The following is a 24,103-nucleotide window of genomic DNA, read 5'->3' as shown; positions in this document are numbered from 1 at the left end:
ACGCGACCAGATGAAGCAATGTCAGGCTTGATTGAGCGCACCTTCGCCGCGTCCCCCCAATTTCCAGCTTAGCCGGCCTATCGATAAGCGGCTTACACCAAAGAACAAAGCTCCTGCAAAACCGCCGAATAATAATCGGTCATCGGAGCTTTGGGCGCCGCGGGTACGCCCAGCACGCGGTTGGCGACCGCCATGCCACCGTCCGAAAGGGCATAAGGCGCAACCTCACCGGTAACGACATTCACGGTCGCGGGGATTGCCGCGCCCCGCGTCTGATACGATCGCCAGAAACCGCTCATGTCACGGGCGGCGTCCATCCGGCCGTCCATCATCAGGTAAAGGGGCACGCGGATCACATCGAAGCCGAACAGCGGCGGGCGGCCAAGAGCGGGCGTGAAATCGTTCGGCGCCGTCACATCGACCCAATCGGTCGGGAGACGCAGTGGGCCGAACCGCGCACCGCGCAGCAATGCCTCTCCGCCCGCAATCACCGGCCCCCACATCTTGGCGCCGTCAACCTGCTGGAACAGGCTCAACGCCGGCCAGATATAATAAGACGGGTTCAGCGTCAGCCGCCCGTCATTCTCAAATCCGCTCAAACCGGGGAGTAGGAACACATGGTCACCCATCGGGCGAACCATCTGTTCGTGGATCGACTTGCGGATCGCGGCCGCACGCGATTTATACGCACGATCGCCCCACCGCGCGGCGGCCCGCGTCAGTGCCCACGCGATAAGAATATCGCCATCTGTCGCGTTGTTGCGATCTGCGACCGGATTGGGATCCGTCGGCACATAACGCCAGGAGAATAGCGCATCCTCCGATCGCGCAAGCGTGCGCTCGGTCCAGCTATGTATGCTGTCGAAGGTTTCGCGATCGCCTGCTGCCTCGGCCAGAACCATGCCATAGCCCTGGCTCTCGGTGTGGCTGATGCCGTTATTGCCGGTGTCGATCACCCGGCCATCGGCTTGCACGAAGGCCGCCTTAAATTGATCCCAAGACGCGCTCGGCCGCGGTGCGGCACCGATATTGCGATCGATGCGACGTTCATGGGAAAAAGCGCCTGAGCGGCCCATGACGACGGCAGCCCCCAACAAAACGATCAGTCCACGTCGATCAAGGCCCGTGGACCAGCTCGATGTAATCTTCTCCGCTTTGCCGGATCCAGGTGCGGAGCGCCGCGCCCCCGCCGATCGATTGGAGCCACTGGTCATAGATACCTACAAGCAGGGTCGGCGCTATTTCGTTCCAAAGACTTTCTATTTTCCCATCCAGCGTAGCCGGCATGCCACGATGTTTGATACGCACGCCCTCGTCGCTGAACGTGAGGCTGACATGGCCCCATTCCAGTTCCGACCAGAGGTTGTTCATCGCCGCCACCAGCGCGACGTCGTCCTCCAGGCCCGTCACCGGGTTCAACGCCGCTATGCGTGCGCCCACCGCCCGGATGAAACCCAGGGTCTGCTCGTCGCTGGCGGACGCCCTTATCTCGGCGAGCATCTGGAGGAGCAGCAGCGCTATGGATTGGCGGGACGCTTCGTTCGACACGGAGTGGTTCACTCGTCAATGGGGTTGAGCATGTAATACGGGATCACGGCCGGCTTCCTAGCGATTGCTTGATTCCGATCGATGCCCGTAATTCATTGTAGGCGCCGAAGGTATTCAAGTTCAGATCGCCGCCAATCTTCATGGAATTGCTGACGCTGTAATAAGCCGAGCCCTCTGCCGCGACCCCAAAACCGCTCTGGCTCTCGTCGTCGAAGCGGGCGCGGACGTCCGCGTTGCGGGCTTTCAGCGAATCCAGGACCGATTGCCCGAACCGATCGGTCGGATATAGCGGCGACGCGCCTTGCTCGTAGCTTTGGAAGCCAGGCGTCACCCCCGCCGTGATATCGAAGAGAGGCCGCCGCAAAGCATAGCGCAGCGGGAAGCTGACGCTCATGAAGCTCTGCGGGCTGAAATAGCCACCCTGGCCATATGTAAAGAAGTTCTGATTGTCCTTATACTTCTGATAATTACCGTTGATGCCCACGGTCAGCGACGATTCCCGTCCCTGGATCAGCCGCAGATATCCACCGACGTTGAACTGGACGCCGTGATTGTCGGGCACCAGCGTGCCGTCATAATGGTAATAGGACCCGTCGGCATAAGCCCCGGTGCCGTCCTTGTCATAGGAGACGGACGCACCGCCGCCGCTCTTCATCACTGCACCCCAAAAGCCGCCCGTGACCGGATCGATCGTGCCGGCATAGGCGATGACGCTATCGGTCACGGGGCGCCGATTGGCCCACACGCGCGCGCTGACATGTTGCGACAATCGCGGCGTCACTTCCACGCCGCCGGTCACGTGATGCTTGTAGAATCCAAGCGGCGTGGTGCCGACATCTAGATTGACCCAGTCGCTCTTATATCCGGCGGACAGGGCCACGCCGGATTTGTGCTGGCTGGTCGCCTGGGTCAAAACCGACGGCACCTTGTCGACGATCGCCTGCGCCTCGGCTGTGGGGTTGTGGCCGAAGCGCGCCAGCCCCGAGCCGGTCGGGCGTCCCGCGTCGAGCGCCAGTGCATGAGCCGTAGCGAAGACGCGCCCGCCCGCGAGCCCGGTCGACACGGTCGCGGTCGCGCCCACTTCCTTGAGCTGGCTGAGGCCCTTTTCACCGGATCGGGACCGGAAGTCCGTCACCATCTCCGCGCGAGGTTCCGAACCTTCCGCCAGCGTCTGCATGTCGCGCTGGATATTGCGGAGCACGGGATCGCCGATCGCTGCCCCCGGCCCCGCCTGCGCCATCCCACCCGATTGGAAGCCGCCCGGCTGGAAGGTGCTGGCGGTCTGAGGCGCGGCCGATGCGGAGGACGCGCCGAATGTTGGAACCACGCTCGCGGCCGGATAGCCGCCGTTTTGCGCCATCTGATTACCCATCGCTTGCACAGGCATGCCCGGCTGTGGGGGCGGCATCTGCAGCGCCGGAGCGGTGTAGACGACATTGTTGCGCCCATTGCCCAATGCGAACGGGTTGACCGGAGCCGGTGCCGCCGCTGCCGTTGCAAACGGGTTGTTGGAGGTTCGTCCCGCAAACGGGTTCGCGCTACCGAAGCCCCCGGCCAGATTGCCGGCCTGCGCCGTATAAAGCAGCTGCGCCTGCTTCAGATATTTAAGCGCCGTTCCCTTGTGGCCGCGCGCCTGCTCGAGCCGGGCTGCGGAAAGAAAGACTTCGTAATCGTTGGGATTGGCCTGCATCGCGGCAGCCAATGTCTGTTCCGCCAGCGCATATTCGCCTGCGCCGGCGGCGCTGTCGATCAATCCGAGACGCGCTCCGCGATTGTTCGGGTCGCTGGCGAGCACCATCTGAAACGTGCGCGCCGCTTGAGGCTGCATGCCCCCGCTCTGATACAAGCGCCCAAGTGCGGACAGGATATCGGCGTTGCCGGGCGCCGCATTCCAGGCATTTTGCAGCAGATCGAAGGCGGGCGCATATTGACCGGAAAGGCGCATGCGATCTGCCTGCGACGCCGCGAGGGCGCCGTTCAGGCGAGCGACCGTGCGTTGCCCCTGCGGCGAAGCGCCCGCCAGCTCGCTGGCCCGCTGGACCGCCGATAACGCGAAGGAATCCTGGCCTGCGGCGGCCAGGATGCGAACGATCGGTTCATATCCTTCGGCCGTATCCGGCCCGCTCGCGAGAGCTTGCTGCGCATATTGGGTCGCGCTGGCCGTATCGCCCAGATCGTTGAAGGCGGAGGCTACCGCAGCAAGTTTGGCGGCGCTGATCCCGGGCGTGGCGGCAATCTGCCTCAGCCCCTGTAAAGCGGCCGCCTGCTGGCCCTGTGCCGCCATGGCCCGCACCCGGGCGATCGCCGCATCGGTTTTCACACCGAGCGCGAAGCTGACCATCTCGGGCGTGCGCTGCTGAGACGGAATACGATCGATCAGCGCTTCGGCGGTGGTGACCTGGCCTAATTCGCTGCTATAGAGCGCACCTGCATACAGGCCTTCCGCGCTGCTTGCCTGGAACAATGGCGCGGCGACGGCCGCGGCCTCCGTCGGTCGCTGCTGCTGGATCAGGAAGCGCGCATAATCATAGCGCATCCAGGGGTCGTTGGGATCGAGCACCAGGGCGCGCGTGAAAAGCTGCTGGGCTTCGGCCACACGGCCATCACTGACGGCCTGACGCGCTTGCGTGCGCGCGGCGCTCACCTGCAGGTTGCGGCTGGTTTGCTGCGTGATCCCGCTTGCCTGCGCGGCCTTTCCATAGAGCGCAGACGCTTCCTCATAGCGGCCCTGCCGCTCGTAGATATTGGCCAGCAGCTGGTTTGCTGGCTCTCGATCAGCAAAATTCGAGCGCGTCAGCTGCTCGGCCGTCGCCTGCGCCTGCGCCACGCGGCCGGCGGCGAGGTCATCCCGCGCCGTCTTGAGATCGCCGTAGAAGCGTGCCGATGCCAGGGCCTGCGCCCAACGGTCGCCGCGACCACCCCGCGATGCACGCTCCAGCAGCGAGCGTGCCTCTGCGAAAGATCCGTTGCGCAGGCGAACGACGCCAAGGCCGCCAAGCGCGTCCGTGTCATTGGGTGCGCGGGCGACGATACGCTCGAACCGTCGTGCAGCATCCTTCAGATCGCCCCGATCCAGCGCGGCAAAGGCGGCCAGTCGTTCCTCGCCCAGCTGATCCGCGGCAGAGCGTACCGGCGCGACCGGTTTCGGCGCCGCCGGCTTCGGGGCCGGCGTCGCGGTTCGCGTGGGCTGCGCGGGCACGGGCGTCGGCGCACTAGGTTTGGGTTTGGCAGGAGCTGCCACCGTCGTCCCGGGGTTTGCCGGGTTCATACCCGCGCGCGCCGCAGCGTTACCCGGATCGATCGCAAGGACGCGCCGGAAAGCCTGGTTGGCCAGATCCTGCCGCCCCTTGCTCTTCCAATAACGGCCCTGCTCCAGCAACGTCGCGACCGGCGACGACTCCGCCGCAATTGCTGCGGTGGGGGCGACGGCAACGATCGCCGCGGACAACAGGGTCGCGCGAAAGAATTTCTGTTTCATCATTTCTCTAGGGCCCGCAGGCGCTTCCGCTCCTGGCGCTTCAACATGTGATAGATTGGAACCGCGATCAGAAGCGCAGCGAGTACCCCGCCAAGCGCCAACAGCAATGGGCGTCCGCTCAGCCAGTAGGCGATTTTCATCCACAGCGGCAAGGAGCCCGACCAATAGCTGTCGCCGACGGCGAAGCTGGTCATACCGTCTCCCGTCGAGACCGAGATATCGCCCTGCACCTGCGCGTTCATCTTCACGTCGGCGAGGCCCGCGATCATCGTTGGGAGATTGGTCGGATCGTCGGCCAGCACCGCAACCACGCTGCGGCCGCGGTCGAATGGCGACTCAAATGAGACGATCCCGGTGAAGCTATTGGTATTATAGATATAATCGCCCACAGACTTGGGTGAATCGCGTTGATCCGGCGAGACGAAGTCGAACGCGCGTTCGATGAAGTTGCGCTCCTTGACCTGCAGCTTACCCGTCTGGAATTGGACCGGCGCATCGGCAAACAGCTCCCCCGAGCCGGCCAGATCCGTGCCGCCGATCAGCAGGATATGTTTGCCGTCGGCACGCTGGCGATCGAACTGGTGCATTACCGTGACCTGGGTCGCGGGCGAGCCGGTCGAATCCCCCAGCCGGCCGAGCAACTCGAGATAGGCCTGGATGGTCGAGAGCGCGGGATTGGCGCCCAGCACCACCGCCGTCTCGCCAAGGTCGGGCCGGATGGTGAAAGGATAGCCGGCGCTCGCGAACGTGGCGAGGTTCGGCAAGCGGATAGCGTGATGACTGTTGCTAAGATCGATCGTGCTGTCGGGCAGGATCGAGACGCGCACATTGTCCGGTATGGTTCCTTCGCACTTCTTCTTGTTGGCGAGGACCAGGTTATAGTCGAACACGAGCTGGTTCTGGCCGAACAATATGTAGCTTGGCAGTGTCATGCTGGCCCGCGACGTGCGCGTATCCGCGCCTTCGCCCTTGCCGAAATAGCGATCGAAATAGATCGACCACATGCTTTGGCCCGACAGCGGCAGCGTCCGCAGATATTGATTGTTCAGGGACACGTCGAGCCGCGAGGCGCGCGTATCGAGCCAGGAAGCGGCTGGATAACGATAGCGCACGTTCATCGTCGCACCCTGGTGCGGCCAGAAGAATAGATCGGGTGCCACCCGGAAAGCGGCGGTCAGTGGCCCCGGCGGCAGGCCCAGCCCCTGCATCGATCGCGGATCGACAATCTCGCCCAGCTGGATCGGCCGATCGGTGCGCAACCAGCGCGGCGCGCTATAGCGGGGCATGATCGGAATGCGGGCGCTGGCAAGCGACGCCAGCGTGCCCCCAAGCAAGCCACGGTTGAGCGAGATTGCTGCCGCGGCGAGCTTCAGATCATGCTCATCGCGACCCATGACGAGCATCAGCGTGCCGTTGGGATCGCTGGGGTTCGCGACGACGGCGACCGATGGGCCGGAAATCGATCCGCCAAACGTCCCGATGCGCCGCTGGTTGGTCACGAAGACGATCGCGTTGCCGCGCGGGAACGTGCCAACCGAGGTTGGGAACGAGAAGCCGCGATAGCTTGCGAGCCCGCCGAACCACGAAGCAAGGCTACCCGCCGCCTCCAGCTCGCCATTGGAAGGTGAACCTGCAAAAACGAACGGAAGAACCAGCGATGTCGTCATCGCCCGATCAAAGAAAGGCGCCGGCAAACGCGCGAGGTTGGGACCGACCGGCACGCGCTCCACGGAAACGTCCAGGAACGACCGCGTATTGCTGATGTTCGCCCACAGCGAGGAGTGGAACGGGTCTTCGCAATCACGGGCATAATGGCCGATGAAGCGGAGGTTCAGCTGGTTTTCCCCTGCCAGAAACAGTGCCGGGTTGATCGGTATCGACAGCGTCGTACGATCCGCCCCACCCTGCTCCAGCCGCACGGTCTGAACAACTTCCCCATTCAGGACCACGACCAGCTGGCTGACATCGGCCAGCAAAGCGGGCGAGTAGGCCATATTGAGCGTGAGGGTCGCCTGGGTCACCACCTGATCCGGCCGCATGCCGAAGGGGATGCCATATTCGCCCCGCGTCCCTGCCAGGCGGATCGGATATTTCACCTGCAGGTCGCGCAGCGTCGTACGCAGCCGCAAGCCATTCTGCGGTGCGGGCGCCGCTGCCTCGCCGGCTGCGGATGCGGATGCGGGCGCCACTCTGGCCGGCTGCGAATGCCCCATCGTCGGCAGCAGCAAGAACGAACCGATTATGGCACCCAGGATCGCCACCGCCTTGATGATGGAAGATCCAGCCGCGGCGGCGGCAAGCGGATTGCGCGCCGCCAGCTTGCGATCCTTGCGCCGCTGGCGCCAGGCCGTCACGATTGCCCCCAGCGTAATCGCATCGATACCGACAATGTCCATGACCGACCGCAGCGGCGAGACCGACGGATGCGGCCTTTCCAGCTGCCACGCGTCCGCGCGCCCCATCACGGAGCGGATCAGCAGACGAATCTGCTCCACACCCAAAGGCTTGAAGCTGACGTTGGCGACGCTTTGCTCCATCTTGATCGTGTCGACCGGCACAGCGAACGTATCGTCGCCCATCGGCATCGAAATGTGCGTGACGACGCGCCCGCGGATGTTGAAATCGTCATCAATCTTGGCCGACAACCCGCCCATGGAGATGTCGCGCGTCAGTCCTTCGATCACATAGCCATCGTCGAAATAGAGGGTGATCGGCAGCTCGACCGGAATGCGGATGTGATTGCGCACCTGCCGCTGTTCCCGTGCAACCGACACCGCCGCGATCAGGATGATCAGGCTGAAGGTCGCCCACACCGTGTTCAGCAGCAACGTGTCCAGATGCACGTCGAACATGTCCGGGAAGAAACTTTTTCCGAACGCAAAGGCGATACCGAACATCATCAGCCCGATCGTGATCAGATGCGGCCTGACCGTGTGCAGATCGAAATAGGTCTTGCTGAGGAGCCCCCCCTTGTCGGTCACGTTGAACTTGCCTTTGCGAGGGTTGAACAGGGTGTAAATCGTTGGCTTCACCAGGTGGAAGGCGAGCAACGTCTCGTAAATTTCGCCCCAGAACGGACGCCGGTCGCCACCCTGCGTGCGATCGCTCGACTGCATCGACAGGAAAAGGTGGGGGAAAGCATAAGCGAAGATCAGCCCAGCCGAGGCATGAATGATGTTTGCCCCCGCGATCAGATAAGCGAGCGGCGACGTCAGGAAGACGATGCGCGGCAGCGGAAACTGAAAGTGCAGCATCGCATTGGCGTAGCAAAGACGCTGCTGCCAGCTGAGGCCGGGACCGAACAGCGGATTATCGATGCGCATGATCTGGGTCATGCCGCGCGCCCAGCGAATGCGCTGGCCGATGTGCAGGACAAGCCGCTCCGTCGCCAGGCCCGCAGAGAGACGCGCGCCGATATAGGCCGTGTTCCAACCCATACGCTGCAGCTTCAGCGCGGTGTGCGCATCTTCGGTAACCGTCTCACCGGCGAAGCCGTTGGTCTGCTCCAGCGCGGTCCGGCGAATGATCGCGCAGGATCCGCAGAAGAAGGTGGCGTTCCAGAGATCGTTGCCGTTTTGAACCGCACCATAGAACAGGTCGCCCTCTCCCGGCATGTCCTCGGCCCCCTCCAGGTTCCGCTGAACCGGGTCGGGCGTGTAGAAATGGTGCGGCGTCTGCAGCAGTGCGAGCTGCGCATCCTTTTGAAACCAGCCCGCCGTAAATTGTAGGAAGGCGCGCGTCGGCACGTGATCGCAATCGAAGATCGCAATCAGCGATCCATCGGTCTGCTTCATCGCGGCGTTCAGGTTGCCCGCTTTGGCGTGAAGATTGTCGGCCCGGGTGAGATAACCGCATTTGACCGAGCGCGCGAACGCCCTGAATTCCGGCCGGCGACCATCGTCCAGGATGAATACCCGGAACCGATCGGCCGGATAATCCATGTCCATCGCCGCATAAACCGTGTTGCGCACGATCTCGAGCGACTCGTTATAGGTCGGGATATAGACGTCGATCGTCGGCCATTCCTCCGGCGCGCCTTCAATCTCGACCGGCGGGCGATCCAGCGGCCAGCTCGTTTGGAAGAAGCCAAGAACGAGGATCAACCAAGCATAGAGTTCGGCCAGATAAAGCCCTGTTCCGAGCAGCGCCTCCGGCAGCGAGTTGAAGGACAGGGTCTCCGTCGTGCGCCAGAACATGTAGCGGGTCGACACGATGGTCGACAGCACGGCGATGACGAGCGACGACCGGCGGGATCGATTGCGACCGATCAGGATCGCACCGACGATCGTCGAAATCGCAAAGAGCCATTGCGCGCGCAGATCCAGCGGAACGCTGACCACGAGCCACATGGTCATGACCACGCCAATGCCGATGAAGACGTTGGCGATCATGCCCAACAGGGAGCGCCGCGGCAGGGCGGCAGCCTGCGTCATGCCCCGGCGCCCAGCGTACCATCCTCATCGGTGGCGATGCCGCAGCGTTCCAGCACCGCCCTGGCCAGCAGGACCAGATCGGGCAGGATGACGCTCGTCGGCGCATATTTTGTGAGCGGCTCGAACATCGCCAAGGTTTCGTTCAACGCCTCGTCGCGGCGGACCGAACCAATCAACTGGTCGCCAAACAATTCTCGAACGAACGTGTGGCTATCGCCTGAAAGCCGCTGCCGATCGTCCACCTGGTTCATGATGAACACGGTCTTTTCCAAGCCGATGGCCGGATGATCCGAATCGATCTTGGTCAAAGCGGCCAGGGACGGCGCGCGCGGGAGCAGCGCGCAAAGATGAAGCGTCGCATGCGGCATCAGCAACGCCTTAAGGTCCCGATCCCCCGAAGGAATATCGGCAATGTAAAGCCGGTTTGAATCCGAAAAGGCGCGACCGGATTGAAGATCACGCCGAATAGTGGGGTCCTGCGCGGCGTCGTACCCCTGCAATAATTGGACGCCGGCAGCCAGCAATGGCTCTGCGTTACGATCGCCGAGCGCGCTGAGCTCCTGACTCGGTTGGATCCCGAAGTAGAGCTTCATGTCGTCCTGAAAGGTGAAGTCGATCAGCGTGACATCAAGACCTCGCTCCGCAAATTGCACGGCGAGATAGGCACTTAAAAAGGTCGTTCCGACCCCACCCTTCGGCGAATGCGAAATTAAGAGGGTCACTCACCCTGCCCCGATAGACCTGCCAGGAAATTACGAACGTTAACCGTGCCTTGCGGTGCCGGAGCAGCCTCGACACGCTTTTCATATGCCTCAAAAATCCGGCTGCGTTCCGGTGCGGACTTCGGGGCTGGCCGCTGCGCGACGTCGGTCGCTTCGGTGGGCGCACGCATGACTGCACGACCCAGGACACGCGGATCACGGAGCAGCGCCTGAAAGAGCGGCCAAGGCTCGATCGTCAGAAAGGGATCTGAGAAATCGCGATACTGGAAATCGTCCAGGTTCAGCCTTTTGAGCAGGCTTTTGGCGTCTTGGCGCACGGCACACTCCAGGAAGTTCGAATTCACACCGAAAAGGATCAAATTCAAGCGCTCATAGCGGACTCACACCAAATGTCGACCAGAGAGCATCAACTGCAGGCACATTGTTGAATCGCCATGCTGCCCCATGCAGTGCGCAATTGCACACGCGCCAGGGACGGAACCAACACTAGCAAAAACGACGAACCCCAGCTGCTTAACGTAAAGCGATAAAGCTCTGCTATTGCGTTGTAAATCGTGGAGCTGCAGACAACCCTATTGCGCGTCTATATTCCGCATGCTGTTACCGATCTGCATCACCTTTCCATTCGATACAGTTGCGAGACGGGGTGTAAGCAACATCATCCTTGATGGCGCAGCGCGGTGCCCATGTCGCCTCCAAATGAACCTTCAATTTATATCCATTATGGATGTATTCTATATATGATTTAGCGTATCGCGGCAGCCGGACGGACATCTGACACCCTTGCCTGGCGTTAATCCTGTGGAACGGAACGGCTGGACGGCATGGGAGGTTTGTTAACTAATTCCTCCCATGAAAGGTCTCGTTCCATGTCGTCGCGCCCACCCGAAGATGATCGCATTGCCGCACGGGATGAGGATCCACTGAACGAAAATGACAATGATGAGCAGCGGGATGATGATCAGGCACAGGATGTGACGGATGACGCGCTCGGCCTCGCCAACGATCCGTTCGTGGAAAGCGAACATGGCGGGACCCGCAACCCCGCGGCAGTGATGCCGGACGATGTGCCGGATCTGGTCGATACGATGAACCAGATGGTCAGCAGTGGGCGCATCGACAATGGCGCCTACCAGGGTGAGCCGATGATGGATGACGAGGAAGACCGGCTCGGCCAGACGGACAGTGACGACGATAACGACTGATCGCTGAACGGGGCGCGATCCTCCATCAGGCGCGCGCCTCGCTTTGCTGTTGCGACGAAACGCGTCGCTCCCCATCCATTCCTCGCAAAGGGGATGGACGACGCCATGCGTGAGCGTATGGGCGATTCCCATGTGCGGCTGCTTTGCTTCGTCGATCAGGGGAGAACCATCATGAGCATCTGGACACCGCGAATCTTGAGTGTGCTGCGCATCGTTGCGGCCTTGCTGTTCATGGAACACGGGCTGATGAAACTGCTCCACTTCCCGGCCGCACAGCCGGGCGCCCCTGATCCGCTGCCGACATTGTTACTGGTCGCCGGTGCGATCGAGGTGGCGGGCGGCGCCCTGATCGCATTGGGCTTGTTCACGCGGGTCGCCGCCTTCGTCTGCTGCGGCCAGATGGCCGTCGCCTATTTCATCGCCCATTTCTCGCAAGGCCCGTGGCCAGGCCTCAACGGTGGCGACGCGGCGATCCTGTTCTGCTTCATCTTCTTGTACCTGGCCTTTGCCGGCGGCGGGGAATGGAGCCTGGACGCAGCCCGCACCAAGCGCGGAACGACCGTCTGATCTACGAGTCCCGAGACGCGCAAGCCTTTGCAGTCTCGGGGTCGCGTCAGGGATCGAGGTGCAAAGCCGGAGCTACGGCACCGCTGCTCCAAGTATCGTACGTCGGAACCTCTCTTATTCTCCCGCGCTCTGCTGCGCGAAGGAGACAATATATGGCTAACTTGCTCGGGGCGCTGATTGGCGCAGCTATCGATCGGCAGGATGGGGATAGCGGGATTAAGGGCGCAATCATCGGTACGGTCGCCGAAAGCGCGATAAGGGCGGTGGTGCCGTTGGTCGCGACGTTCGCGCTGGGTTGGGCGGTGCAATATGGCATTCGCAAGGGCTTTCAGGCGATTGCTGGGCAGGATCCGGTGGATGGATCGGGGAAATTGCGGGCTGAGCAGGGCTGAGAGCCACCCTTCCCCCGCAACCGTAGATTTTGCCGCAGCCCGGCGCGATCACGGCAGCGCATGGTTTGAAAACATTGGCGCAGCGGCACCCGGCTCCGCTAGCATCGCTGCACCATGACAGAAGGGCAGCGGATGGCAGAGATGGGTACGCAGGCGCGCGGCGTGCGGCGGCGGAGCTTTCTGGGGGCGAGCGGCGGGCTTGGGCTCGCGGCGTCGCTCGGCGCGCCGGGGCGACTATTGGCGGCGCCGGGTGAAGCGGACACCTTGCCCGTCTCCGCGGGGCCGGGCGATCCATCGCGGCAATTGCTGGACACGGGCTGGCGTTTCCATCGCGGCGATATCGTGCCGACGCCGCCCCGCACCCATGACGAGACTTATCAGAGCACCAAGGCCGGCGCGGCGCAGGGTGCGGCGGCGATCAAATATGACGATAGCGGCTGGCGCGTTTTGGATCTGCCGCACGACTTCGTGGTCGAGGGGCCGTTCCTGGAGAGTGAGAATGTCAGCCAGGGTTATCGGCCCAAGGGGATAGGCTGGTACCGTCATAGTTTCACGCTGAGCGAAGCCGAACGCGACCAATATCTGGAGCTGCAGTTCGACGGCATCGCCACCAACGCCACGATCTGGTTCAACGGCAATGTCGTGGCGCACGTGTGGAGCGCCTATAACAGCGTCTATATCGACATTACCGCCTTCGCGCGCTTTGGCGCGGAGCCAAACGTCATCGCGGTGCGGGCGGATTCCTCGCCGCTGCAGGGCTGGTGGTATGAGGGCGGCGGCATTTACCGCCATGTCTGGCTGGCGAAGCGGCCGGCCGTGCACATCGCCACCGACGGCGTCTATGCCCATCCACGCCCGGCAGACGGCGGCACCCCCGGCGGACGTTGGACGATCCCGGTCGAGGCGACGATCGCCAATATCGGCCGCGATGCAACCGAGGCCGTCGTGCGCGCCGTGCTCATCGATCCGGACGGCAGAGCGCTCGCGCAGGCGCAGGCCGCGCCGATCAAGGTCGCGCCGCTGGAGCATGGCGTGGCACGCGCGGAGATTGCCATCGTTGCACCGAAACTATGGTCGATCGAGACGCCGACGCTCTATCGTGTGCGTACCAGCGTGCTGGTGGGCGGTCGCGAGCTGCATGCGGTGGAAACGCCGGCGGGCTTCCGCACCCAGCATTTCGATCCGGCCCGCGGCTTTTTCCTGAATGGCCGATCGGTGAAGCTGAAGGGCGTATGCATCCATCAGGATCATGCCGGGCTGGGCGTCGCACTGCCGGATTCGATTATCGATTATCGCCTGCGCCGGCTGAAGGATCTCGGCTGCAACGCGATCCGCATGTCGCACAATGCACCGACGCGCGAACTGCTGGATGCAGCCGACCGGCTGGGCTTCCTGATCATGGACGAGAACCGGCTGTTCAACAGCAGCCCGGATTATATGGCGATGTTGCAATGGATGGTGCGGCGCGACCGCAATCATCCCAGCATCATCCTGTGGTCCGTGTTCAACGAGGAGCCGCTGCAGGGCACGCGCGAAGGCTATGAAATGGTCCGGCGGATGGCGGCGGCGGTGAAGGCGCTGGACGATACAAGACCGGTCACCGCGGCGATGAACAACGGCATGTTCGAACCCGCCAATGTGTCGCAGGCCGTCGACGTGGTCGGCTTCAACTATCAGATCGACCAATATGACAAATATCACGCGGCCTTCCCCGATAAGCCGCTGACGAGTTCGGAAGATACATCCGCCGTCATGACGCGCGGCGAATATAGGTCCGACCGCACCGGCGCCCATGTTCTCGCCTCCTATGACGAGGAGGCCCAGCCCTGGGGGGCGACGCATCGCGCGGCATGGAAGGCCATCGCCACACGGCCGTTCGTGGCCGGCGCGTTCGTGTGGACCGGCTTCGACTATCGCGGCGAACCACAGCCGTTCGAATGGCCCACAGCAGCATCGTCCTTCGGGATCATGGACCTGTGCGGCTTCCCCAAAGCCGCCTTCTTCATCCACCAGGCGCAGTGGGTGGAGGACCGACCGATCCTGCATCTCATCCCGCATTGGAACTGGGCCGGCCGCGAGGGCCAGCCGATCCGCGTGATGGCGATGACCAACGCCGAAACCGTGGCCCTGATGCTCAACGGCCGCCTGATCGGCGAGCAAAAGGTCGATCCGTACGAGATGAACGAATGGCGTGTGCCCTATGCCCCCGGGCGGCTGGAGGCGGTGGCAAAGCGCGGCGGCCGCATCGTGGCGCGCGCGATGGTGGAAACGACAGGCGCGCCCGTGGCGCTGCGGCTGACGCCGGACCGCGTGATGCTGACAGCGGACGGGCGCGATGCGACGGCGATCACGGTGGAAGCGTTGGATGCGCGGAAGCGCCCGATCGCGACCGCAAATCTGGATGTGGCCTTCGACATTACCGGTGGCCGGATCATCGGCTTGGGCAATGGCGATGCCAATAGCCACGAGCCCGAGAAAGGACGCCAACGGCGGCTGTACAACGGGCTGGCGCAGGTGATCGTGCAGTCGGACGCGGGGCGCGCGGGCGCGCTGACCCTGCGTGCCACGGCGGCCGGCTTGCGGCCCGGGATAACCCGGATCGCGGTCGAGACCGCATAACGCTGGACCTCCTAACATCGTGCGAAGCTGTCTTTCCTATCGCCCCGATGGGCAACGAAGAGACGCTTTGTCCGTGGTTCTAGAGCGTGACGATTTCGGTAGGACCCGTTCGTCTCGAGTAGCGATCGAGCTTGTCGAGAGCGCGTATCGAGAGGCCATCACCAATGCCTCGATACGCGCCCTCGATACGCCCTGCGGGCAACTCGGTCGCTACTCGGCAAGAACGGATCAGTGTAAAGTCATCATGCTCTAAGCGTCGGCAGGGAGACAGTTCGGCAGGAGGAACCGGCAGTCGGTCGGCTGCACGGCACTGCGACCCGCTGGCTGCACCATGGCGAACTGCCTGGGCAGATGCGATTGCGGGGTTTTGCGGCGACGGCGACGGCCCTACAGCAAGGGCATGACGCCGCACATTCTGGTCGATGCCGACGCCTGTCCGGTCAAGGACGAGATTTATCAGGTCGCCTATCGCACCGGCGTCGCGGTCGTGATCGTGTCCAACAGCCACTTGCGCGTGCCGGACCATCCGCTGATCCGCCGCGTGGTGGTAAGCGATGGCTTCGACGCGGCGGACGACTGGATCGCGGCGGCGGCGGACAAGGCCGCGATCGTGGTGACGGCGGACATCCTGCTGGCCGATCGCTGCATCAAGGCCGGCGCGACGGTCATTGCCCCCAACGGCAAGCCCTTCACGGCGAGCGGGATCGGCGCCGCTGTGGCAACGCGCGCGATCATGGCCGATCTGCGCGCGGGCGGCGAGCAACTGGGTGGCCCTGCCCCGTTCGCCAAGACGGATCGCTCACGCTTCCTGCAGGCGATGGACGCGGCGATCGTGCGGCTGAAGCGGGCGCACTAGGCACACCCAAGCCCGGCGTCTTCGCACATGCAGCACTACCGCTGCGAGCCAAGTCGTGATAGGCGCGCGCCATGCTTAACCTGAATGGTATCACGGTGCGTCTGGGCGGACGCACGATCCTCGACCGCGCGACCGCGACGCTACCGGCGCGTAGTCGCGTCGGCCTGATCGGTCGCAACGGCGCCGGCAAATCGACTCTGATGAAGGCAATCATCGGCCAGATCGATCCGGATGACGGCGCGATCGAGATGCCGCGCGGCACGCGCATCGGCTATATCGCGCAGGAAGCCCCGAGCGGCACGTCGACGCCGATCGACACGGTGCTGGCGGCGGATACCGAGCGTGCGGCGCTGCTGGCCGAGAGCGAGACCTGTTACGAAGATGCCGACCGCCTGGGCGAGGTGCACGAGCGGCTGATCGCAATCGACGCTTATGGCGCACCATCGCGCGCGGCGCGCATCCTGGTCGGCCTGGGTTTCGACGATGAGATGCAGCAACGGCCGCTCGACAGCTATTCGGGTGGCTGGAAGATGCGCGTCGCGCTCGCCGCGCTGCTCTTCTCCGAACCGGACCTGCTGCTGCTCGACGAGCCGTCGAACCACCTCGATCTCGAAGCCACCTTGTGGCTGGAGAATTTCCTTAAATCCTACCCGGCGATGATGGTGGTGATCAGCCACGAGCGCGACCTGCTCAACAAGGTGGTGGACAATATCCTCCACCTCGAGGGCGGCAAGGTGATGCTCTACGCGGGCGGCTATGATTCCTTCGAGCGGCAGCGGGCGGAGCGCGCGGCGCAGCTGGCGGCCGCCAAGGCCAATCAGGATGCGCAGCGCGCCAAGCTGCAGGACTTTATCGCCCGCAACAGCGCGCGTGCCTCCACCGCCAAGCAGGCGCAGTCGCGCGTCAAGGCGCTGGCGCGGATGCAGCCGATCGCGGCGATGGCCGAGGATCCGACTCTGTCGTTCGACTTCCCCGATCCGGAGGAATTGCGGCCGCCGCTGATCACGCTCGATCTCGCAAGCGTCGGCTATGCCGGCACGCCGATCCTGCAGCGGCTCAACCTGCGGATCGACCCGGATGATCGCGTGGCGCTGCTGGGACGCAACGGTAACGGCAAGACGACCCTCGCCCGCCTCCTGGCCGCGCAACTTGCGCCGATGGACGGCGAGATGAACGCTACCGGCAAGATGCGGGTGGGCTATTTCACCCAATATCAGGTGGAGGAACTCGACAGCGACGACACGCCGCTGGAGCATATGACGCGGGTGATGAAGGGCAAGACGCCGGCGGCCGTGCGCGCGCAGCTCGGCCGGTTCGGCTTTTCGGGCGACCGCGCCACCAGCAAGGTCGGCAAGATGTCCGGCGGCGAGAAAGCGCGACTGGCGCTGGCGCTGATCACGCGGGACGCGCCGCACATGCTGATCCTCGACGAGCCGACCAACCACCTTGACGTCGATGCGCGCGAGGCGCTGGTACAGGCGCTGAACAGCTATTCGGGCGCGGTGCTGCTGGTCAGCCATGATCGCCACATGCTGGAGCTGACGGCGGATCGCCTGGTGCTGGTCGACAACGGCACCGCGCAGGAATTCAGCGGCAGCCTGGAGGATTATACCGATCTGATCCTGGGCAAGAACCAGCCCAAGAAGGATGGCGGCAAGTTCAACAAGAAGGACAAGAAGGCTGCCGCGGCCGAGCGCGAGGCAGCGTCGGCATTGCGCAAGCAGGTGCAGGAGCATGAGGCTGCGGTTGCGAAGCTGACCGCGGACAAGAGCGCGATCGATCTGGCGATGTTCGATCCCAAGCAGGCCACACCCACGCTGGCCAAGCTCGCGATGAGCGATCTCATGAAGCGGCGTGCCGACGTGGCGGCAGCGCTTGAAGCGGCTGAAGCCAAGTGGATGGAAGCGAGCGAACGGCTGGAGACGGCCGGCTAGGCCCGTCGCCCCGGCGGAGGCCGGGGCCGCTGGAGGCAATAACCTTACCGTGAATCCGCGAACGCCATACTTCCCCTTAGCGGGTCTGCCCCCCGCCGGGGCGGCCCATACCTAATGAAGTTTGGCGATGTTCAGCCCGTCGGCCTTGGCGCGCTCCTTGACCGACTCCTCGCTGCGCGTGAGCGCTTTGGCGATGGCTTTGAGCGCCATGCCCTTCTTGGCAAGGCTATGCAGCTTCTGAAGCTCATCCTGCCGCCAGGGTTGGCGATGCCGTTCGAAGCGTTCGGCCATGATGCACTCTTTCCCCAAGACGCACTGGCGCGTCGCGAACTCCGCTTGGCACAAGCCTAGCCGCGCGGAAAGCTTACCCGCACGCCGTCGCGCGCGCTCTCCCGTGCACAGGCGATGATCCGCAGTCCGGTAACCGCGTCCCGCGGATCGACCGGCGGGGGTGCCCCGTCCAGGATCGCGTCGGCGACCGCGCCGTAGAAGCGCCGCCAGTCTCCCCGCGCGCTCGGCAGCGGCTGCGCGCCATCGGCATCCGTCATCACGCCATAAAGATCGGGCGTCTCCTCGCCGAAGCCGGGATCCAAGGGACGCACGCCCGCGCGCAGCGCGGCTTCCTGCGGGTCGATGCCATATTTGACGAAGCTGCCCCGGGTGCCGTGCACCGCAAAGCGGGGGCGCGGTGCAGCCAGCAGGGTCGCGGCGGACAGGATCACCCGGCGCGTGCCATAATGAAGCGTGATCTCGAAATAATCGTCGACCCGGCTGCCGGCGCGCTGACAGGCGATGTCGCCGAAGACGTACTCCGGCGATCCGAACAGCCGCAATGCCTGATCCACGAGATGCGGCCCCAGATCGGCGAGCAGGCCACTCCCCTGGCCCGGCTCCTCTTTCCAGCCCGGCTTGATTGCAGGGCGAAACCGATCCCAGCGGAATTCCGCCAGCGCGATCTCGCCAAGCCGGCCGCTGGCGATAAGGTCTGACACCGTCAAAAAGTCGCTGTCCCAGCGCCGGTTGTGAAACACGGTGAGCATGCGCTGGTGCCGGTCGGCCAGCGCGATCAGTTCGGCACCGGCGGCGACATCCGGCGCGAACGGCTTGTCCACCACGACATGTTTGCCCGCCTCCAGCGCCTCACGCGCGAACGGCACGTGCGTCTGGTTCGGCGTCGCGATGACGACCAGGCCGACACCGTCGGCGTCAATCGCCTCCTTCGCATCGGTAACAGTGATCGCATCGGGAATCGCCTGGCGGACCGCGTCCGCCTGGCGGGTGACGACATGCGTAATTTTCAGACGCGGCTCGGCCGCGATCAACGGCGCATGGAAGGAGGCGCCCGCCAGGCCATATCCGATCAACGCAATATTCACCGTCATTCGAAATCCTTCCGCGCCGTCCGACGTTATAGACATTCCCCCGTACCGCCGTAATGGCCCGTGCCGTCAAGCAGGAGCGACCCATGGCCTTCCCCGCCCCCTATGTTGCCGACCCGTCCCGCTATGATGGCCGGATGCCGTACCGACGCTGCGGGCGCAGCGGGCTTGATCTGCCCGCCATCTCGCTGGGGCTGTGGCAGAATTTCGGGGGTGCGGACATATTCGAAACGGGCCGCGCAATCTTGCGGCGCGCCTTTGATCGCGGCGTCACCCATTTCGATCTCGCGAACAATTATGGGCCGCCCTACGGCTCGGCCGAAGAGAATTTCGGGAAGGTCCTGGCGACCGATTTTGCCGGCCATCGCGACGAACTGATCCTCTCGACCAAGGCCGGCTGGGACATGTGGCCGGGGCCTTATGGGGATGTCGGCAGCAGCAAGAAATATCTGGTCGCCAGCCTCGACCAGAGCCTGAAGCGGATGGGCGTCGATTATGTCGACATCTTCTATTCGCACCGCGTCGATCCCAAGACCCCGCTGGAAGAGACGATGGGCGCGCTCGCGCAGATCCACGCCCAGGGCAAGGCGCTCTATGTCGGCATCTCCAGCTACGAACCCGGCCTCACCCGCCAAGCCGCGGCAATCCTGGCCGAATATAAGGTCCCCCTACTGATCCATCAGCCGAGCTATTCGATGCTCAACCGCTGGATCGAGCAGGAATTGCTGGGCACGCTGGACGATCTCGGCACCGGCTGCATCGCCTTTTCCCCGATCGCGCAAGGCCTGCTGAGCGACCGTTATCTTAACGGCGTGCCGGCCGGTGCACGCGCGTCCAAGGGCGGATCGTTCAAGGCCGAGCTGATCAAGCCTGAGACGATCGAACATATCCGCGCGCTCAACGACATCGCGCAGGCGCGCGGTCAGAGTCTCGCGCAAATGGCAATCGCCTGGGTGCTGCGCGATCCGCGCGTGACCTCGGCGTTGATCGGTGCGCGTACGGTCGAGCAGCTGGATGATTCGCTCGATGCGGTAAAGAATCTCGCCTTTAGTGCGGAGGAACTGGCAGCGATCGACGGCCATGCGCGCGACAGCGGTATCAATATCTGGAGGGGTTCGTCCGACATCACCAGCGTGCCGGAAGGCGCAAAGGGCTAACAGCGCTCACATCGACACCGTCATTGCGACCCCGGCGAAAGCCGGGGGAAGCAATCCAGTCCCGACGGTAGGCCTGGATCGCCGCGGCGCGTTCCGCGCCTCGCGATGACGCTTTTTGCTAGCACCGAAACCAAGCAGGACATTGCTCCCGGCAGGACGTCACCCGCACGTCGCGAAATCAGGCGGTGGTCAGATGACTCGCGCGGCGAAAACGCCAATTGGCGAGATGGGCAATAGCGATGGCGATGCTGCCGAGCACCGTGATCGGCATCTCCAGCGGGGTTTCGCCCCAGTGGATCGCGGCCAGCGCCAACAGCGTCAGGCCGATCGTGCCGGCGATCAGCGGCCCCGCCAGACGATGCCGCCGGTAACCCGCAAAGAGCGCGCCGGCCGTGGCCGGAATCGCCAGCGCGAGCGCGATGATGTGAAAATGCTCCGGGATCGGCAGCACCGATGACAAGACGGGCACCAGCGCGAACAGCAGCGGCAGCGCCAGGCAATGCGCGAGGCACGCAATCGTCGCGCCCACCGCGATTCCCTCGATAAGATCGGCCCGGCTGCGCATGACCGCCTCCAAATGGACGCTGCCGACTGCAAAAGCAATGATATATTGTATCAAATCTGTTCGGGTGACGTTCAGTCCAGCCAATGCTAAGCGCTTGTTTCTATGGCGCGGTCGCAGTCTCCCGGATGGTTGTACCGGCACAAATGGCCGACCCGCATCTGGCACTGGCTGAACGCGCTGACGGTCTTCATCCTGCTGATGAGCGGCCTGATGATCTTCAACGCCCATCCCCGCCTCTATTGGGGAAAAGCCGGCGCCAATTACGATCGCCCCTGGCTGCAGATCGGCCCCACGCCCAGCGGCGGCGGCCATGTCGTGATCGGCAACACGATCTTCATCCCCACCACCGGCGTGCTCGGCCGGTGGAAGGATCAGGACGGCGTCGTGCGCACGCGTGCCTTTCCCTACTGGGCGACCATCCCCAGCCGCTACAGCCTGGCCGGCGCGCGGCGCTGGCATTTCCTGTTCGCCTGGGTGTTCGTGCTCGCCGGCACGAGCTATTTCATCACCAGCCTGATCAACCGCCACTTCCGCAAGGACGTGCTGCCGTCGCGCGAAGAATTGAAGCCGCGCCATCTGTGGCAGGATATCAAGGATCATGCGCGGCTGCGGCTGCCGACCGGCGATGCCGCGGGCCGCTATAATCCGCTGCAGAAGCTCGCTTATGTCAGCGTGATCTTCGCGCTCATCCCGCTGATGATCCTGACCGGCCTGACGATGAGCCCCGGCTTCAACACCACCTTCCCGCAATTGCTGGACCTGTTCGGCGGCCGGCAGTCGGCGCGATCGATCCATTTCCTATGCGCCTTCGGTCTGCTCGCCTTCATCGTGGTTCACGTCGTGATGGTGATCCTGGCCGGTCCGATCAACGAGATGCGCTCCATGATCACCGGCTGGTTCCGCGCACCGCCGGAGACGCAGCGCCATGGGTGAGCCAGACCGTCCGCAACACGAAAGCCCTCTCCCTATAGGGAGAGGGTTGGGTGAGGGTGCCCCACATTTCGAGGCCCAGCGCTCGGCTTTGCCTCGCTCCCCCTCACCCCAGCCCTCTCCCCGCTGGGGAGAGGGAGCCTCCTTCTCCCGACGCGCAGCCCTCACCGTCGGCAGCGGACTCCTGCTCGCAGGCTGCGACAAGATCGCGACGACCGCCGGCGCCAGGCAGGCGTTCCTGGGCGCCGAAGACCTGACCTATCGGGTCAACCGGCTGCTCACCGCACGCGACGCGCTCGCCCCGCAATTCACCGGTGCCGACATTTCCCGGATCTTCCGGTCGAACGGCACCGCCATGCCGGGCTCGCCCGATTATGCCCGGCTGCTGGAAGGCAATTTCGCCGATTGGCGGCTGCAGGTCGGCGGCCTCGTCGCCAGGCCGCTTGCCATATCGCTCGACCAACTGAAGGCGCTGCCCCAACGCACGCAGATCACGCGCCACGATTGCGTGGAAGGGTGGAGCGCCATCGGCCAATGGACCGGGCCGGTGCTCGGCCCGATCCTGCAATTTGCCGGCCTGTCGAGCGCCGCCCGCTATATCGTCTTCCATTGCTATGACGATTTCGGCGGCGCGACTTATTATGAGAGCATCGATCTGGTCGATGCCTTCCACCCGCAGACGATCCTGGCCTGGGCGCTCAACAACCAGCCGCTGCCCGTACCCAACGGTGCGCCCGTGCGGCTGCGGGTCGAGCGCCAGCTCGGCTACAAACATGCCAAATATCTCCGCGCGATCGAGGCGGTGGCAAGCCTCGACGCGATCGGCGGCGGCAAGGGCGGCTTCTGGGAAGATAGCAGCGACTATGCCTGGTACGCCGGCATTTAAGGCGGGATGACTTCACCACGACCCGTTTGTGAACACGAGCTGTTCGTGAGCACGAGCCGTTCGTCGACACGACCCGTTCGTGGACACGAGCCGTTCGTGGACACCACCCATTCGTGGACACCACCCGTTCGTGCCGAGTAGCGACCGAGTAGCCCGCAGGGCGTACCGAGGGCGCGTATCGAGGCAGTCGTGGGGAGCATCTCTCGATACGCGCTCTCGACAAGCTCGATCGCTACTCGAGACGAACGGGTCAATATCGAGACGAACGGGTTGATATGAAGTCATTACGCGCCGCCGCCGCCGCCGCCCTCCTGGCCCTCCTCGCCGCCGCCCCCGCCGCAGCGCAAGCCCCGCAGCCCCTGCCCGTCCACGTCGGCGGCCGCGCCATCGCCAATCCCGACGGCAGCCGCACCTTCGGCTGGCCCGCCGTCTATATCGAAGGGCGCTTTCACGGCACCGCCGTCTCCGTCAGCGTCGAGACGCGCGACGATCGCCTCCAGCTCCTGATCGACGGCACGCCCAAGGCGCTGCTGATCCAGCCCGGATCCGCCAGCCTGACCATCGCCGGCCTCGCCCCGGGCGACCATGTCGTGCGCCTGGAAAAGATCACCGAAAGCCAGTCGGGCGGCAGCCGCTTCATCGGCTTCACCCCCGCCGCCGGCAGCATCGCCTTGCCGCCGGCCGCCCGGGCGCGCCAGATCGAGTTTATCGGCGACAGCTACACCGTCGGCTATGGCAATCTGTCGCACGGCGAAACCTGCACCCAGCAGCAGGTGCATGACCTGACCGACAGCCAGCAGGCGTTCGGGCCGCTGGTCGCGCGCGCGCTCGGGGCCGATTATCGCGTCAATGCTTTTTCGGGCTACGGCGTGGTCCGCAATTACAACGGCACCAGCGCGGGCCAGAGCCTGCCCCTGATCTATCCCCGCCTGAAACCGGACGACGCCACCCATGTCGAGGGGGATCGCGGCGCCTGGCAACCGCAGGTGATCGTGATCAACCTCGGCACCAACGACTGGTCGACCCCGCTCCATGCGGGCGAGGCCTGGCCCGACAAGGACGCGCTCGCCGCCGACTATCGCGCCAAATACGTCGCCTTCGCGCGCACGGTGATGGCCCTCCAACCGCAGGCGCACCTGATCCTGATGGGATCGGACCTGTTCTTCGATCAGGTCGAACGCATCGCCGCCACGCTCAACCAGGATGCACGCAACCCGGTCGTCACGCTCCATTTCGGCGGCCTGGATATGGACGGCTGTCACCATCATCTGTCGATCAAGGACGACCGGACGGAAGCGGCGGCGCTGCAGGCGCTGCTGGATCAGCATCCGGATTACTGGAACGGGGCGAAGCCTTAGGGCTGGAGCGTTTCACCTCGTCGATCACGGCTGAATGGCTGGGAGTGGGCCGGTTGCGGACAGGCTGCTAACTG

At 63.9% G+C, this 24,103-nt stretch carries 19 protein-coding genes; 10 read left to right on the top strand and 9 right to left on the bottom strand.

Features of this window, described 5'->3' with window-relative positions; translation table 11 throughout:
• Positions 1–92: 92 nt before the first annotated feature.
• Genes ACSBM8_RS05880 through ACSBM8_RS05855 form a run of 6 tightly spaced genes read right to left on the bottom strand, consistent with a single transcriptional unit; the run spans position 93 to position 10,540 of the window.
• On the bottom strand, positions 93–1,076 hold the full coding sequence (locus ACSBM8_RS05880) for a glycosyl hydrolase family 8 (RefSeq protein ID WP_442680723.1): 984 nt from the start codon (positions 1,074–1,076) through the stop codon (positions 93–95).
• A 40-nt stretch (positions 1,077–1,116) separates the two neighbouring features.
• Positions 1,117–1,548 (bottom strand): cellulose biosynthesis protein BcsD, encoded by a 432-nt coding sequence (bcsD, locus tag ACSBM8_RS05875; RefSeq protein ID WP_442680722.1) that lies wholly within the window; start codon positions 1,546–1,548, stop codon positions 1,117–1,119.
• Between the two features lie 43 nt (positions 1,549–1,591).
• Complete coding sequence (locus ACSBM8_RS05870; RefSeq protein WP_442680721.1) at positions 1,592–5,026, bottom strand: cellulose synthase subunit BcsC-related outer membrane protein; 3,435 nt, start codon at positions 5,024–5,026, stop codon at positions 1,592–1,594.
• On the bottom strand, positions 5,026–9,417 hold the full coding sequence (gene bcsA, locus ACSBM8_RS05865) for a UDP-forming cellulose synthase catalytic subunit (RefSeq protein ID WP_442681496.1): 4,392 nt from the start codon (positions 9,415–9,417) through the stop codon (positions 5,026–5,028). The genes ACSBM8_RS05870 and bcsA overlap by 1 nt, the downstream gene beginning before the upstream one ends.
• Positions 9,418–9,455: 38 nt before the next feature.
• Entirely contained in the window at positions 9,456–10,181 is a 726-nt protein-coding gene (locus ACSBM8_RS05860; RefSeq protein ID WP_442680720.1) for a cellulose synthase operon protein YhjQ/BcsQ, read from the bottom strand.
• Entirely contained in the window at positions 10,178–10,540 is a 363-nt protein-coding gene (locus ACSBM8_RS05855) for a hypothetical protein (RefSeq protein WP_442680719.1), read from the bottom strand. The genes ACSBM8_RS05860 and ACSBM8_RS05855 overlap by 4 nt, the downstream gene beginning before the upstream one ends.
• Before the next feature lie 510 nt (positions 10,541–11,050).
• On the opposite strand from ACSBM8_RS05855, the gene ACSBM8_RS05850 reads away from it, so the two are divergent.
• From ACSBM8_RS05850 to ACSBM8_RS05825, 6 genes are all read left to right on the top strand, one after another.
• On the top strand, positions 11,051–11,386 hold the full coding sequence (locus tag ACSBM8_RS05850; RefSeq protein WP_442680718.1) for a hypothetical protein: 336 nt from the start codon (positions 11,051–11,053) through the stop codon (positions 11,384–11,386).
• 171 nt (positions 11,387–11,557) lie between these two features.
• Positions 11,558–11,953 carry a DoxX family protein gene (locus ACSBM8_RS05845; RefSeq protein ID WP_442680717.1) on the top strand — a complete coding sequence of 132 codons (396 nt, stop codon included), beginning with the start codon at positions 11,558–11,560 and terminating at the stop codon, positions 11,951–11,953.
• Between the two features lie 152 nt (positions 11,954–12,105).
• Complete coding sequence (locus tag ACSBM8_RS05840; protein ID WP_442680716.1) at positions 12,106–12,345, top strand: hypothetical protein; 240 nt, start codon at positions 12,106–12,108, stop codon at positions 12,343–12,345.
• A 132-nt stretch (positions 12,346–12,477) separates the two neighbouring features.
• The gene (gene galA, locus ACSBM8_RS05835) at positions 12,478–14,964 is read left to right on the top strand and encodes a beta-galactosidase GalA (protein ID WP_442680715.1); all 2,487 of its coding nucleotides are present in this window, start codon (positions 12,478–12,480) and stop codon (positions 14,962–14,964) included.
• 400 nt (positions 14,965–15,364) lie between these two features.
• The gene (locus ACSBM8_RS05830) at positions 15,365–15,820 is read left to right on the top strand and encodes a YaiI/YqxD family protein (RefSeq protein WP_442680714.1); all 456 of its coding nucleotides are present in this window, start codon (positions 15,365–15,367) and stop codon (positions 15,818–15,820) included.
• 71 nt (positions 15,821–15,891) lie between these two features.
• Entirely contained in the window at positions 15,892–17,754 is a 1,863-nt protein-coding gene (locus tag ACSBM8_RS05825) for an ABC-F family ATP-binding cassette domain-containing protein (RefSeq protein ID WP_442680713.1), read from the top strand.
• A 111-nt stretch (positions 17,755–17,865) separates the two neighbouring features.
• Here the strand turns inward: ACSBM8_RS05825 and ACSBM8_RS05820 are convergent, their stop codons facing one another.
• Positions 17,866–18,045, bottom strand: coding sequence for a hypothetical protein (locus tag ACSBM8_RS05820; RefSeq protein ID WP_442680712.1), 180 nt, complete (start codon positions 18,043–18,045; stop codon positions 17,866–17,868).
• Positions 18,046–18,101: 56 nt separating this feature from the next.
• On the bottom strand, positions 18,102–19,136 hold the full coding sequence (locus ACSBM8_RS05815; protein ID WP_442680711.1) for an oxidoreductase: 1,035 nt from the start codon (positions 19,134–19,136) through the stop codon (positions 18,102–18,104).
• Positions 19,137–19,219: 83 nt separating this feature from the next.
• Here ACSBM8_RS05815 and mgrA point away from each other — a divergent pair, with 83 nt between their 5' ends.
• On the top strand, positions 19,220–20,290 hold the full coding sequence (gene mgrA, locus ACSBM8_RS05810) for an L-glyceraldehyde 3-phosphate reductase (protein WP_442680710.1): 1,071 nt from the start codon (positions 19,220–19,222) through the stop codon (positions 20,288–20,290).
• Between the two features lie 178 nt (positions 20,291–20,468).
• Here the strand turns inward: mgrA and ACSBM8_RS05805 are convergent, their stop codons facing one another.
• Positions 20,469–20,855 (bottom strand): MerC domain-containing protein, encoded by a 387-nt coding sequence (locus ACSBM8_RS05805; protein ID WP_442680709.1) that lies wholly within the window; start codon positions 20,853–20,855, stop codon positions 20,469–20,471.
• A 102-nt stretch (positions 20,856–20,957) separates the two neighbouring features.
• Here ACSBM8_RS05805 and ACSBM8_RS05800 point away from each other — a divergent pair, with 102 nt between their 5' ends.
• From ACSBM8_RS05800 to ACSBM8_RS05790, 3 genes are all read left to right on the top strand, one after another.
• Positions 20,958–21,788: a cytochrome b/b6 domain-containing protein gene (locus tag ACSBM8_RS05800; RefSeq protein ID WP_442680708.1), complete on the top strand. Its 831-nt coding sequence runs from the start codon at positions 20,958–20,960 to the stop codon at positions 21,786–21,788.
• Positions 21,789–21,969: 181 nt separating this feature from the next.
• On the top strand, positions 21,970–22,671 hold the full coding sequence (locus ACSBM8_RS05795; protein WP_442681495.1) for a molybdopterin-dependent oxidoreductase: 702 nt from the start codon (positions 21,970–21,972) through the stop codon (positions 22,669–22,671).
• A 275-nt stretch (positions 22,672–22,946) separates the two neighbouring features.
• Positions 22,947–24,029, top strand: a complete 1,083-nt coding sequence (locus tag ACSBM8_RS05790; protein ID WP_442680707.1) for a GDSL-type esterase/lipase family protein — start codon at positions 22,947–22,949, stop codon at positions 24,027–24,029.
• Positions 24,030–24,103: the final 74 nt, after the last annotated feature.

Source organism: Sphingomonas sp. ASY06-1R (genome assembly GCF_052180265.1).
Classification (GTDB): Bacteria; Pseudomonadota; Alphaproteobacteria; order Sphingomonadales; family Sphingomonadaceae; genus Sphingomonas_I.
This window is presented reverse-complemented; position numbering and strand designations above follow the sequence as displayed.